The organism is Pseudomonas sp. H26/SER47-MNA-CIBAN-0231 (genome assembly GCF_040310465.1).
GTDB classification, from domain to species: Bacteria; Pseudomonadota; Gammaproteobacteria; order Pseudomonadales; family Pseudomonadaceae; genus Aquipseudomonas; species Aquipseudomonas atacamensis.
In genome coordinates this window covers 1-13,603 of sequence record NZ_JBEOPW010000001.1, presented here as the reverse complement: position 1 = coordinate 13,603, position 13,603 = coordinate 1, and the positions used below count along the sequence as shown (strand labels likewise).

The 13,603-nt window shown below is 58.1% G+C and carries 9 protein-coding genes and 2 tRNA genes; 2 read left to right on the top strand and 9 right to left on the bottom strand.

What is annotated here, in order from left to right; genetic code table 11:
• Positions 1-167 precede the first annotated feature (167 nt).
• A complete protein-coding gene (locus tag AAEZ10_RS00060; RefSeq protein ID WP_151552373.1) occupies positions 168-1,298 on the top strand; it encodes a nitrilase-related carbon-nitrogen hydrolase in 1,131 nt (376 codons plus the stop codon).
• A gap of 3 nt (positions 1,299-1,301) precedes the next feature.
• Positions 1,302-2,342 carry an AraC family transcriptional regulator gene (locus tag AAEZ10_RS00055; protein ID WP_350566809.1) on the top strand — a complete coding sequence of 347 codons (1,041 nt, stop codon included), beginning with the start codon at positions 1,302-1,304 and terminating at the stop codon, positions 2,340-2,342.
• 387 nt (positions 2,343-2,729) lie between these two features.
• Here AAEZ10_RS00055 and AAEZ10_RS00050 read toward each other — a convergent pair whose 3' ends face one another.
• The 9 genes from AAEZ10_RS00050 to AAEZ10_RS00005 all read right to left on the bottom strand — a co-directional run bounded on the left by AAEZ10_RS00050 (position 2,730) and on the right by AAEZ10_RS00005 (position 13,473).
• Positions 2,730-3,584, bottom strand: coding sequence for a DUF2242 domain-containing protein (locus AAEZ10_RS00050; protein WP_073471339.1), 855 nt, complete (start codon positions 3,582-3,584; stop codon positions 2,730-2,732).
• Between the two features lie 734 nt (positions 3,585-4,318).
• Positions 4,319-6,190 (bottom strand): SurA N-terminal domain-containing protein, encoded by a 1,872-nt coding sequence (locus tag AAEZ10_RS00040; RefSeq protein WP_323168530.1) that lies wholly within the window; start codon positions 6,188-6,190, stop codon positions 4,319-4,321.
• Between the two features lie 227 nt (positions 6,191-6,417).
• A complete protein-coding gene (locus AAEZ10_RS00035; protein ID WP_016775333.1) occupies positions 6,418-6,690 on the bottom strand; it encodes an HU family DNA-binding protein in 273 nt (90 codons plus the stop codon).
• A gap of 149 nt (positions 6,691-6,839) precedes the next feature.
• Positions 6,840-9,236: an endopeptidase La gene (lon, locus tag AAEZ10_RS00030; protein ID WP_016775334.1), complete on the bottom strand. Its 2,397-nt coding sequence runs from the start codon at positions 9,234-9,236 to the stop codon at positions 6,840-6,842.
• A gap of 163 nt (positions 9,237-9,399) precedes the next feature.
• On the bottom strand, positions 9,400-10,683 hold the full coding sequence (clpX, locus tag AAEZ10_RS00025; protein ID WP_016775335.1) for an ATP-dependent Clp protease ATP-binding subunit ClpX: 1,284 nt from the start codon (positions 10,681-10,683) through the stop codon (positions 9,400-9,402).
• A 112-nt stretch (positions 10,684-10,795) separates the two neighbouring features.
• The gene (clpP, locus tag AAEZ10_RS00020; protein WP_016775336.1) at positions 10,796-11,431 is read right to left on the bottom strand and encodes an ATP-dependent Clp endopeptidase proteolytic subunit ClpP; all 636 of its coding nucleotides are present in this window, start codon (positions 11,429-11,431) and stop codon (positions 10,796-10,798) included.
• A 92-nt stretch (positions 11,432-11,523) separates the two neighbouring features.
• Positions 11,524-12,834, bottom strand: a complete 1,311-nt coding sequence (gene tig / locus AAEZ10_RS00015; RefSeq protein WP_016775337.1) for a trigger factor — start codon at positions 12,832-12,834, stop codon at positions 11,524-11,526.
• Positions 12,835-13,235: 401 nt separating this feature from the next.
• A tRNA-His gene (locus tag AAEZ10_RS00010) sits at positions 13,236-13,311 on the bottom strand.
• A 77-nt stretch (positions 13,312-13,388) separates the two neighbouring features.
• A tRNA-Leu gene (locus AAEZ10_RS00005) sits at positions 13,389-13,473 on the bottom strand.
• Between the last annotated feature and the right edge of the window lie 130 nt (positions 13,474-13,603).

Genomic DNA, 13,603 nt, shown 5'->3' with positions numbered 1-13,603 from the left:
CTCTGCGTCCCCCGTCAGTCATGTTCGACAGACTAAGAGTCGCACCGCTGTCACTCAATGACCGTAACTGACAAGTTATTGATCCAAATGCGCAGCGCCCCTTGGCAACCCGAGCCATGGGCCCTACCCTAGTCGGCACATCCTGTACCCGGCTGTTGTTGGTTTTCATGCGCAAACTTCTGTATCTGTTTTTCTCCATGGCCCTCGTTGCCGCCCTGACCACCTACGCCATGTGGGCGGCAGACCGGCCGGCGGGACATTACCTGTCGGACCTGCGCATCAAGCTCGCCGTCAATCAGGGCACGCCCGGCGACCGTGGCAATCTGCTCGGCATTCAGCCCGAACTGTTCCCCACCGATTACCAAAGCTCCGCACGCCTGCACCGCAAGCTTGCGGCGTACCTTCAGCAGGCCCGCGATCAAGGCTTGCTCAACGAAAAAACCGTGGTGGTATTGCCCGAGCACGTCGGCACCTGGCTGATGATCAGCGGCGAGAAAGACGAGTTGTATCAGGCGCCGACCCTGGCGGAGGCAATGAACTGGCTGGCGGCGAGCAATCCGCTGTTGTTTGCCCGAGCGTGGCTGCGGGCCAAGGGCGAGCAACGGCTGAACGATGCTTATCTGCGGATGAAAGCGAAGTCCATGGCCAAGGATTACCAGGCGCTGTTCGGCGGTCTGGCCAAGGAGTTCCAGGTCACCCTGGTGGCCGGCTCCATCGTGCTGCCGGAGCCAAGCATCCGCGACGGCCGGCTCAAGCCCGGCAGCGGCGCCCTGTTCAACAGCAGCGTGGTGTTTGGTCGCGACGGCGTACCGTTGGGCCAGCCGCAACGGCAGATGCATCCGATCTTTGATCAGCAAGGTGTGATTCAGGCCGAAGACAAACACGCCATACAGGTCGTCGACACACCGGCCGGACGCTTGGGCATCCTTATCGGCAGTGACAGCTGGTACCCCGCCAACTACCGCACCCTCGATGAACAAGGCGCGCAACTGGTGGCGGTGCCGGCGCAGGTTATCGGCCAAGGCGCCTGGGACAAGCCATGGCGTGGCTACAAGGGTTCGAGCACGCCGGGCTCGGTCAGCCTCAAGCCCGGCGACCTCAATGAAGGTCAGGCCTGGCACCGACTGACCCTCACCGCACAACCACCGAGCAGCCGCGCGATTGCCGGCGTCAGTGTGTTCATGCGCGGGCAGTTCTGGGACAAGTCGAGTACCGGCACAAGCTTCCTCAGCAGCAACGGCCAGCAGTTCGCCGATGGCGAGGCCCGTGGTGCGCGCTTGCTGAATGTCTGGCTGTAGACCATGAAGCCGCAGCCGATGCGCCTCGGGGATCTGTCGGTGGGCTTCGTCCACAGTCTGGTCGACGCCGTGCGCAGCCACGACGCCGATCCGCTGCCTCTGCTTGAACAATATGGCCTCGATGCCGCGCGACTGGCCGAGGCCGGGGCGCGCTTGTCGATCCCGCGATACATGCGCCTGGGCCATGCGGCGATTCAACTCACCGGCGACCCGGCCCTGGGCCTGCGCATGGGCCGAATGATCCGCTTGAATCAGGCTGGGCTGGCCGGCATCACTGCGGCGCAAGCGCCCACCGTGCGTGAAGCGGCCCGCTGCCTGACGCGCTTCGAGCCGCTGTACGGTTCCAACTATCGCGGGCAGTCCAGTTTCCACGAAGACGCCAACGGTGCGTGGCTGCGCTTCTACTCGATCAGCCCGTACAACGCCTATAACCGCTTCGTGGTCGACTCGATCCTCGCCGGCTGGCTGCATCAGTTGTCGAGCCTGTGCGGCGAAACGTTGCGCGCCGAGAGAATCGAAATCGAATTCGAAGCGCCGGATTACCGCGACGCCTACACAATGCTTGGCGACTGCCCGATCCAGTTCAGCGCCGAACGCAATCAGCTGCGCCTGAGCCTGAACAGCCTTGCCCTGCGCAACCCAGAACATTGCCCGAGCACCTGGCGACATCTGCTGCAATTGTGCGAGCGGGAGCTGGAACAACTGACCCGCACCCGCAGCCTGCGCGAGCGCATCACTCAGTTGCTCGGCCCGCTGCTCAATGGCGGCCGCGAGCCGGATCTCGAGGAAGTCGCGGCACGCCTGAAACTGCCAACCTGGACCCTGCGGCGCAAACTAGCAGAGGAAGGCACGCAATTTCGCGCGATCCTCAATGACACACGCCGCGACCTGGCAATGACCTACATCCGCGACACCGAACTGGCGTTCGGCGAGATCGCCTACCTGCTGGGCTTCGCCTCAGCTGAAGCCTTCCAGCGTGCATTCAAACGCTGGAGCGGGCAGACGCCCGGCGAATCCCGACGAAATTACCGCTCGGGAGCCTGAAGCTCAGAGCTCCGTGGCGTCGTCAGCCGGCTCTGGTTGATCCAGTTCAAATGCCTGGTATTCGAGCAGTTCTTCCTGATACTCATCCATCGTATAAATCCCCCAACTGCTCGCTATGAAAATGGCCTGATCAATCGACCTGTGCCCCGAGCATAAAGTGCCCGTATGAAGGAAAAGTGAAACGCTGCCTTCATGAATAAAACGTAGCAGGTGGTTGGGGATTTATCGCGGCGCTGATGTCGCAGGTGTGTAACCAGATCTTAAGCCAACCTGGAAAACAGTGTGGGAGCGAGCCTGCTCGCGATAGCGGTGTGACAGTCTAATCATCTGTCGACTGATACACCGCTTCGCGAGCAGGCTCGCTCCCACAGGGTTTCGCTTGGTTTCTTATTGGCCCGACGCAGGCATCGCCGGAATCGGCTCTGACGGTGGCGGGATATCCGGGTTGGTCGGTGGCGTGATGGTTTCGCTGGCGGGCGTGGGCTCTTCCAAGGGCGCTGGGGCAGGCGTAATCGGCGTCGATTCCGCTGGCGGTACTACCGGCTCGGAGCTCACTGGTGCGGTTTCAGCCGGGGCTGGTGCAGGTTCTGCAGCCGGCGCGGGGGCCGGTTCCGCTGCAGGTGTCGGCGCCAGAGGCGCAGGTGCAGGTGCCGCTTTTGGTTCTGGCACACCAAGATCGGTTTTCGGCTTTTCTTCGATGTGTGCAGCTTTCTTCGCATCGGCGGGCAGGAACTGCTCCACCAGTGTGAAGAAACGCTCGTAGAACTTCTGCGCAATGACCGTCTCACTGGCGACCTTGACCATCGAGTCGTCCGAGGAGCCGATCGGCATCGACACCGAGCCCAATACACCAACCCCGAGGCTGGCGGAATTGTTGGTCTTCTTCAACGCATAACGGTCCTGCAGGGCGTTGGCGAACACCGTCGCATGATGCCCGGCGCTGCCGTCTTCGGCACAGACCACGTTGAAGCTGATCTCGAGATGGGTCTCGCCGGTCTGCTGGAAGCTCTTGTGCCCGCTGACCAGTTTCGGATCACTGCTGGTAATGATGTAGCCCTGACTGAGCAACGCGCGCCGGGCCGCTTCGCAACTGGCGGTGTCGGTTACCGGGTAATTGCGCGAAAAGGTGCCGGAGTCATCGAAGTTCTCATGCTCATAGATCGGCTTGTCCTTCGAACAACCGGCCACCGCAGTCAACAAAAGCGCCAGCCCGACAACACGCATGGGAGTGGAAATCAACATTGAACATCCTGAGGGAAAACAGTCCGGGGCGTATTGTGCAACAGATCGCCGCCCCATGGCGCATGGAATAGTGTCAAGAATCGGTTACAACTTTACCTATCATGACCGCCAGGAAAAAGCCGCGTGGACAAATGATCGATCAACGCGCGCAATTTCGCCGTGGCTTGTCGGCTCGACGGCCATAACACCCTAGCCGCCCGACGTGTTCTAAACGCCAAGGGACAGTGTACATCCAAGAATCAGGTCGGCTGTCAGGCCGCCTTCGCGAGCAGGCTCGCTCCCACAGAAAGGCAAAAGCAAAAGATCGCAGCCTTCGGCAGCTCCTACACAATGAGCGCAAGCTCGAGTGCTCTTGATCTTGATCCACCGGCGACGTCGGAAGGCTGAGTGGAGGGATCGATCGGGTGTGGGAGCGTAGCGACCGTCTGGCGCAGCCAGACACAGCGCAAGGAGGTGCAGCGAAGCAAACCGGAGCCGCTGCGCCCGGATCGATCCCGCAGCGAAGGAACCCGAGCCTGCGAGGGCCGAACGTAGGAGCAAGCCTTTTTGGGTACTTTTTCGGCGTCTGGAAAAAGTGCCTCGCCGTAAGGGCGAAACCGCCAGCTGCCGCACCCGAAGAAACGGATATTCACCCAAACCACCCAGAGCATGGCCGGCCCAAAGGCCGCCACGCCACCAAAAACAAAAAAGCCCCGACCATCAGGCCGGGGCTCCTTCAAACGTCAGTCAAAAGATCAGAACCGCTCGATCTCCGCCTCAGCTTCCAACTGCTTGCGATACGCCGCAAAGTCCTGCTGCCCTTCACGGGAAGCCAGGAAGCGACGATATTGCGCCTTCTCTTCATCAGTCGGTGCAGCAGCTTCGTTAACACCGTTGAGTCGCACAACCATCAGGCTGCCATCCGGCAAGGTAACGCTGGAGAACGTCGGCTTGTCCTTGGCAGCCGGCTTCGGCATCCGGAACAGTGCCTGCAGCACAGCCGGATCAACCCCTTCCTGACCACGGGTGGCCGCTTCGGTGATCTTCCAGTTCTGACCGTCAATGGCCTTGTCCAGCGGCGCCTTGCCGTCGCGCAGATCAGCGATCAGCTTCTCGGCACGGGTCTTGGCCTCGGCACTGGCGTGCTCCTTGGTCAGTTGAGTACGGATCGCCGCGCTCACACTTTCCAGCGGCAGTTGCGCAGGCTTCAGGTGCTCCTTGGAACGCAGCACGATCACGGTTTCCGGGTCCAGCTCGATGGCGGTGCTGTTGGCACCTTCATCAATCACTTCCGGGCTGAACGCAGCAGTGACCACGGCACGGTTGGCTGCAACACCTTCGCCACCTTCACGGCCGAACGGTTTGGAAGTGTGCACGGTCAGTTTCAGATCCGCTGCTGGCTGCGCCAGGTCAGAGGCTTCGAACGCCGAGTCTTCCAGTTGCTTGGTCGCCTCAACAAAACGCTGCTCGACCTGAGCGGCTTTCAGCTCGCGGGTCAGCTTGTCTTTCAGGCTGGCCAGGGTCGGCACTTCAGGCGCTTCCACGCCCAACAGCTTGATCAGGTGATAACCGAAGTCGGTACGAATCGGCTCGGACACCTGGTCTTTCGACAGCGAGTACAGAGCCTTTTCGAAGGCCGGATCGTAAACGCCAGGACCCGCGTAACCGAGGTCACCGCCATTGTTGGCGGAACCCGGGTCCTGCGAGAACTCCTTGGCCAGCGCTTCGAACTTCTCGCCCTTGGCCAGACGCGCCTGAACTTCTTCGATCTTCGCCTTGGCCTGCGCTTCGGTAGTCTTGTCGTTCACTTCGATAAGGATGTGCGCGGCACGACGCTGTTCCGCCAGGTTGGCGATCTCTTTCTGGTACGCCGCCTCAAGGTCTTCATCCTTGACTGCGACCTGATCAAAGAACGACGACTTCTTCAGCTCGACGTAATCGATGATCACCTGGTCCGGCGTCATGAATTCCTTGGCGTGCTCGTCGTAGTAAGCCTTGACCTCGTCATCGGTCAGCTTGACCGCAGCCGGGTTGGCCTTGACGTTCAGAGTGGCGAAATCACGGGTCTGTTTTTCGAGACGGGCGAATGCCAGCACTTCGGCGTCGGTGACGAAACCGCTGCCGGCAACGCCTGCGCGCAACTGGCCGATGAGCATTTCCTGAGCCAGCATCTGGCGGAACTGCATGCGGCTGTAGCCCAGTTGACGGATCACCTGGTCGAAACGCTCCGAGCTGAACTTGCCGTCGACCTGGAATTCAGGCGTCTGCAGGATCACTTGATCCAGCGCGGCTTCGGAGAATGAGAACTTCGCCTGTTCGGCGCCTTGCAGCAGCAACTTGCGGTCGATCAGGCCTTTGAGCGCCGATTCGCGCAGCATCTTTTCGTCGAGCAAGGAAGCATCGAAGTCCTTGCCCAGCTGTTGCATCAGCTGACGGCGTTGCATATCAACGGCCTGGCTCAGCTCGTTCTGGCTGATTTCGTCACCGTTGACCTTGGCCGCCTCGTTCTTGTGAGTCGTGGCCTGGAAAATGGCATCGAAACCGGTCAGGGCCATCAGTGCAACGATGACCCCGATAATGGTCTTGGCAATCCAGCCTTGTGAATTGTCCCTGATATTCTGCAGCATGCGTCCCCCAGAAACGGTTGAACTTCAATTTAGGCAACCGTGGAGCGTGGGTAGAATCCGGATAGAAGAAAGGCGCATCCGAGGATGCGCCTTCTCGTAACTGGCGGAGCGGACAGGGCTCGAACCCTCGATCCCGGCGTTACAGGTGGCTCTTTCAGCCACCTGCTCTACCGCTCCGCTGCCAAGTCAGGCTTGACCCCGACCCGGATGGGTAAAAACCTGGAAACTCAGTTAACAGCTTCTTTCAGCGCTTTACCGGCTTTGAAACCTGGCTTCTTGGCAGCCGGGATTTCCAGAGACTTGCCGGTTTGCGGGTTGCGACCGGTACGAGCCGGACGGTCAGTCACGGAGAAAGTACCGAAACCAACCAGAACAACGGAGTCGCCAGCCTTCAGAGCGCCAGTGACGGATTCGATTACAGCGTCCAGCGCACGGCCAGCAGCAGCTTTCGGGATATCAGCGGATGCAGCGATAGCATCAATCAGTTCCGACTTGTTCACTCTAAGTCCCCTTATATCTATTTTGAGATGTTTCTAAGTTTTTTGGTGAAAGCAAAAACGAGTGCTGAATGGCCTACAGACACTTAAGAGCCGCTTTATAACAAGGGCTCTAAAATGCTGTCAAGGAAAGCCCCCCAGGCTAAAACGTATTAATGCGTGCTAATTCTTTCCTTGGCATCAGACTCGCGTTTTTCGTCCTTGGCAACTATCTCCGGAGCCACATCCGGCAAGGGCTCCGGCGCGTATTGCAGCGCAATTTGCAGGACCTCGTCAATCCATTTAACCGGTTTGATCTGCAGATCCTGCTTGATATTGTCAGGAATCTCCTTCAGATCGCGGACGTTTTCTTCCGGAATAATCACAATCTTGATTCCGCCGCGATGTGCCGCCAGCAGTTTTTCTTTCAAACCGCCAATTGCCAGCACTTGCCCACGCAGAGTGATCTCACCGGTCATGGCGACATCGGCGCGCACCGGAATGCCGGTCAATGCCGAGACCAACGCGGTGCACATGCCCACGCCAGCGCTAGGGCCGTCTTTCGGCGTAGCACCTTCCGGCATGTGAATGTGGGTGTCGCGCTTCTCGTGGAAGTCCAGCGGAATGCCCAGGCTTTTCGCCCGGCTGCGCACAACGGTCTGTGCGGCGGTGATCGATTCGACCATCACATCACCGAGCGAACCGGTCTTGATCAGTTGCCCTTTACCCGGAATCACTGCGGCTTCGATGGTCAGCAACTCGCCGCCAACCTGAGTCCACGCCAGGCCAGTCACCTGCCCCACCTGATCCTGTTGCTCGGCCAGGCCGTAGCGGAACTTGCGCACACCAAGGAAATGCTCGAGCAAGTCCGCTGTCACTTTTACCGAAAAGCGTTTTTCCAGCGCATGCTCTTTCACTGCCTTGCGGCAGACCTTGGCGATCTGCCGCTCGAGGCCCCGCACACCCGCTTCACGGGTGTAATAACGGATGATGTCGCGGATGGCTTCCTCGTCGAACTCCAGCTCGCCCTTCTTCAGACCGTTAGCGGCGATCTGTTTCGGCGAGAGGTATTTCACGGCGATGTTGATCTTCTCGTCTTCGGTGTAACCCGGCAGACGGATGACTTCCATCCGGTCCAGCAGCGCTGGCGGGATGTTCATCGAGTTCGAGGTGCACAGGAACATCACATCGGACAGGTCGTAATCGACTTCCAGATAGTGATCGTTGAAGTTGTGGTTTTGCTCGGGATCGAGCACTTCCAGCAACGCCGACGCCGGGTCGCCACGCATGTCGCTGCCCATCTTGTCGATTTCATCGAGCAGGAACAGCGGGTTGCGTACGCCCACTTTTGTCATCTTTTGAATCAATCTACCCGGCATCGAACCGATGTAAGTCCGGCGGTGACCACGAATTTCCGCTTCGTCACGCACGCCGCCCAAGGCCATACGTACGAATTTACGGTTGGTGGCATGGGCAATCGATTCCGCCAGCGAGGTTTTACCCACGCCTGGAGGACCGACCAGGCACAACACCGGGCCACGGATTTTCTTCACGCGCTTCTGCACGGCGAGGTATTCAAGGATGCGCTCCTTGACCTCTTCGAGGCCGTAGTGATCGGCGTCGAGAATGTCTTCTGCACGGGCCAGGTCGAGGCGTACTTTGCTCTGCGCCTTCCACGGCACCTGCACCAGCCAGTCGATGTAGGAACGCACCACGGTGGCCTCAGCCGACATCGGCGACATCTGCTTGAGCTTGTTCAGCTCGGCAGTCGCCTTGGCCAGCGCGTCTTTCGGCAGGCCGGCAGCATCGATGCGCTTTTTCAGCTCTTCGATTTCGTTGTGGCCTTCGTCGCCGTCACCGAGTTCTTTCTGAATGGCCTTCATCTGCTCATTCAGGTAGTACTCGCGCTGGCTGCGCTCCATTTGCTTTTTGACGCGACCGCGAATGCGTTTTTCAACCTGCAGCAGGTCGATTTCGGCATCCAGCAGTGCCAGCACGTGCTCGACACGGGCCGACAGATCGATGATCTCGAGGATTTCCTGCTTCTGCTCGATTTTCAGCGCCATGTGCGCGGCCATGGTGTCGACCAGACGACCGGGCTCATCGATGCTGTTGAGCGACGACAGGACTTCAGCCGGGACCTTCTTGCCCAGCTGAACGTATTGTTCGAACTGCGAAAGCAGCGTGCGCACGAAGACTTCCGACTCGCGCTCGGCGGCGTCGACTTCTTCGATCAGAGACACTTCGGCGCGGCAGTGGCCATCGACTTCGCTGAAGCGCTCGACAGTACCACGCTGCTCGCCTTCGACCAGAACCTTGACGGTGCCGTCAGGCAGCTTCAGCAGTTGCAGAACCGTGGCAATCGTACCTACGCGATAGAGAGCGTCTTCACCGGGATCATCGTCAGCCGGGTTTCTCTGGGCGAGCAGCAGAATCTGCTTGTCACCCGTCATCGCGGCCTCGAGGGCTTCGATGGATTTCTCGCGCCCCACGAACAGCGGGATAACCATGTGCGGATAAACCACGACATCACGCAATGGCAGGAGAGGCAATTCGATGGTTGTCTTCATGATTTCGCCTCTACGGCGGCCGTATGGCCGTAATCAGATGGAATTAAGCTTGAAACCAAGATGGGGGCTGCCTCGAAAAAAAACAAGCGTAAAGCGGAGGTAAAAAACGACTTAAAAAAAAAGAGGCCCGAAGGCCCCTTCTTTGTTGCGGCGCTGTGAACGCTTACGCGTCCGGCGCTGCCTTGGCCGTCGGCTCACTGTTTTCGTAGATATACAGTGGCTTGGACTTGCCTTCGATCACGCTTTCATCGATCACGACTTTGCTCACCTCGGACTGCGAGGGGATCTCATACATCGTGTCGAGCAATACACCTTCGAGAATCGAACGCAGGCCACGGGCACCGGTTTTACGTTCCAGAGCACGCTTGGCGACCGATTTCAGCGCGTCGGAACGGAATTCCAGATCCACGCCTTCCATCTCGAACAGCTTGGCATACTGTTTGGTCAGAGCATTTTTCGGCTCTGTGAGGATTTGCATCAGCGCAGCCTCGTCGAGCTCGTCCAGTGTCGCCAGGACCGGCAGACGACCGACGAATTCCGGGATCAGACCGAACTTGACCAGATCGTCAGGCTCGACTTCACGCAGGGATTCACCAACCTTCTTGCCCTCTTCCTTGCTGCGCACTTCGGCGTTGAAGCCAATGCCGCCTTTGGTGGAACGGTTCTGAATGACCTTTTCCAGGCCGGAGAACGCACCACCGCAGATGAACAGGATGTTACGGGTGTCGACCTGCAGGAATTCCTGCTGCGGATGCTTGCGGCCACCTTGCGGCGGTACCGAAGCGACCGTGCCTTCGATCAACTTGAGCAAGGCCTGCTGCACGCCTTCACCGGAAACATCACGGGTGATCGACGGATTGTCGGACTTGCGGGAAATCTTGTCGATTTCATCGATGTAGACAATGCCCATCTGGGCTTTCTCTACGTCGTAATCGCACTTCTGCAGCAGCTTCTGAATGATGTTCTCGACATCTTCACCCACGTAACCGGCCTCGGTGAGGGTGGTTGCGTCGGCGATGGTGAACGGAACGTTCAGCAAGCGGGCCAGTGTTTCGGCCAGCAGGGTTTTACCGGAGCCTGTCGGGCCGATCAGCAGGATGTTGCTCTTGCCGAGTTCGACGTCGTCAGCCTTTTTGTCACGCTGGTTCAGGCGCTTGTAGTGGTTGTACACCGCTACGGCCAAAACCTTTTTCGCACGCTCCTGACCAATGACGTACTGGTCAAGGATGCCGCTGATTTCTTTAGGCGAAGGCAATTTATGCGCGCTGCTTTCGGCCTGTGCTTCCTGCACCTCCTCGCGGATGATGTCATTGCACAGGTCGACGCACTCGTCGCAGATAAAGACCGAGGGGCCGGCAATCAATTTGCGCACTTCATGCTGGCTTTTGCCACAGAAGGAGCAATAGAGCAGCTTGCCGTTGTCCTCGCCGTTGCGGGTGTCAGTCATTCGTTCGATCCAAATCCGATAGGCTTGCAACACAAGATGAAGGCTATTGCGGGCTTTTTCAAGCCCGCCGCTGATCGGACATGCCGATCAGGCCTGTTTTGCGCTGCTTATATTAAGCTGGACGCTGGTTGATCACTTCGTCGATCAGGCCGTATTCCTTCGCAGCTTCGGCACTCATGAAGTTGTCGCGATTGGTATCGCGCTCGATTTCTTCCAGAGTACGGCCGCTGTGCTTGGCCATCAGCATGTTCAGACGCTCGCGGATGAAGAGGATTTCCTTGGCGTGGATTTCGATGTCCGACGCCTGGCCCTGGAAACCGCCCAGTGGCTGGTGAATCATCACGCGCGAGTTCGGCAGGCAGAAACGCTTGCCCGGTGCACCTGCGGTGAGCAGGAATGCGCCCATGCTGCAGGCCTGACCGATGCAGGTGGTCGATACGTTCGGCTTGATGAACTGCATGGTGTCGTAGATCGACATGCCGGCAGTCACCGAACCGCCCGGCGAGTTGATGTACAGATGGATGTCCTTGTCCGGGTTTTCCGCTTCAAGGAACAGCAGTTGCGCACAGATCAGGTTGGCCATGTAGTCCTCTACCGGGCCCACCAGAAAGATCACTCGCTCCTTGAGCAGGCGCGAGTAGATGTCGTAGGCGCGTTCGCCACGAGCGGACTGCTCGACAACCATCGGGACCAGGCCGCCGGCGGCCTGGATATCAGAGTTCTGCTGAATATAAGAATTACGGAACATGCTCTGCAGTCGCTCCCAAATAGTTATGTCTTGAATACGCATAAGCCAGCTCGAGAGCTGGCTTATGGTGTGCACTTCTAACGCAAAATCAATCAGTCGGCTGCTGGAGCTTCTACCGGCTTGACTGCTTCTTCGTAGGAGACCGATTTGTCGGTCACACTAGCTTTCTGCAGAACAGTATCCACAACTTGTTCTTCCAGCACAACCGAACGCACTTCGTTCAGTTGCTGCTCGTTTTTGTAGTACCACGACACGACCTGCTCAGGCTCCTGGTAAGCGGAAGCCATTTCCTGAATCATTTCGCGAACGCGAGCTTCGTCAGGCTTGAGGTCGAACTGCTTGACCACTTCAGCAACGATCAGGCCCAGCACGACGCGGCGCTTGGCTTGCTCTTCGAACAGCTCGGCCGGCAGTTGGTCTGGCTTGATGTTGCCGCCGAACTGCTGAACAGCCTGCACGCGCAGACGGTCAACTTCGTTGGACAGCAGAGCCTTTGGCACTTCGATCGGGTTGGTGGCCAGCAGACCGTCCATTACCTGATTCTTGACCTTGGATTTGATCGCCTGACGCAGTTCACGCTCCATGTTCTTGCGAACCTCGGTGCGGAAACCGTCGATGCCGCTTTCCTTGATGCCGAATTGAGCGAAGAACTCTTCGTTCAGCTCAGGCAGCTTAGGCTCGGACACAGTGTTGACGGTCACGGTGAACTCGGCGGTTTTGCCAGCCAGGTCCAGGTTCTGATAGTCCTCAGGGAAGGTCAGGTTCAGAACGCGTTCTTCGCCGGCTTTAGCGCCAACCAGGCCTTCTTCGAAGCCCGGGATCATGCGGCCGGAACCCAGCACCAGCTGAGTGCCCTTGGCGGAGCCGCCAGCGAATACTTCGCCGTCAACCTTGCCAACGAAATCGATGTTCAACTGGTCTTCGTTCTGCGCAGCACGGTCGGCCACTTCGAAACGGGTGTTCTGCTTGCGCAGGATGTCGAGCATCTTGTCCAGGTCAGCGTCAGCCACTTCAGCGCTCAGACGCTCAACGGTGATGCCTTCGAAGCCAGCAACGGTGAACTCAGGGAAGACTTCGAATACAGCAACGTATTCCAGATCCTTGCCCGCTTCGAGCGACTTAGGCTCGATCGAAGGCGAACCGGCAGGGTTGAGCTTCTGCTCGACCACAGCTTCGTAGAAGGAAGACTGGATGACGTCGCCTACCGCTTCCTGACGCGCATCAGCACCGAAACGGCGCTTGATTTCGCTCATTGGCACTTTGCCTGGACGGAAGCCAGCAATTTTGGCCTTTTGGGCAGTCTGCTGCAGACGCTTGTTGACCTGAGTCTCGATGCGCTCTGCCGGCACGGTGACGCTCATGCGGCGCTCGAGAGCAGTAGTATTTTCAACAGAAACTTGCATGGATATTCCTCGTTGCACAGACGTTAGCCGGCCGTTTCCGACCCCAGAATCAAGGGCATGCATTCTAGTGGGTCAAACTCAAGAAGTCACCCTACTGGAAACGGGTAAAAAAACAGCAGGCAATTTATAGGGAGCGCCGCACGAATGCCGTGCACTCCACTGGCGAATACAAGCGATCACGTCAGGGCTCTGCAGCAACGCTTCTATATATAGAAGCAACTATCAAATCCGCCCCGACAGGCGTTCCGGTAAAACCGGAACGACGAGCAGTTCAGCGTCATCCGATCCTTTAAAAGCGATGAAGTGCCCTGCCCTGCGCTTCGAAATCGGCCATGGCCGGATTTCGAAACCGCTAAAACAAAAAAGGCGCCAGACTGTTAAATCTGGCGCCTTTCGGAATATGGGGTGGACGATGGGGATCGAACCCACGACAACGGGAGTCACAATCCCGTGCTCTACCAACTGAGCTACGCCCACCATATTGCGTAACAAAAAAGCCAAACAACTTCTTTGTCGAAACTGCATCAGGCCCAAGGCACAGATGAAGCTTTATTTGGTGCGGATGAAGAGACTCGAACTCTTACGCCTCGCGGCGCTGGAACCTAAATCCAGTGTGTCTACCAATTCCACCACATCCGCGGATGAAGCTTTTAAAGCAAAGGCGCCAGACCGTTAAATCTGGCGCCTTTCGAAATATGGGGTGGACGATGGGGATCGAACCCACGACAACGGGAGTCACAATCCCGTGCTCTACCAACTGAGCTACGCC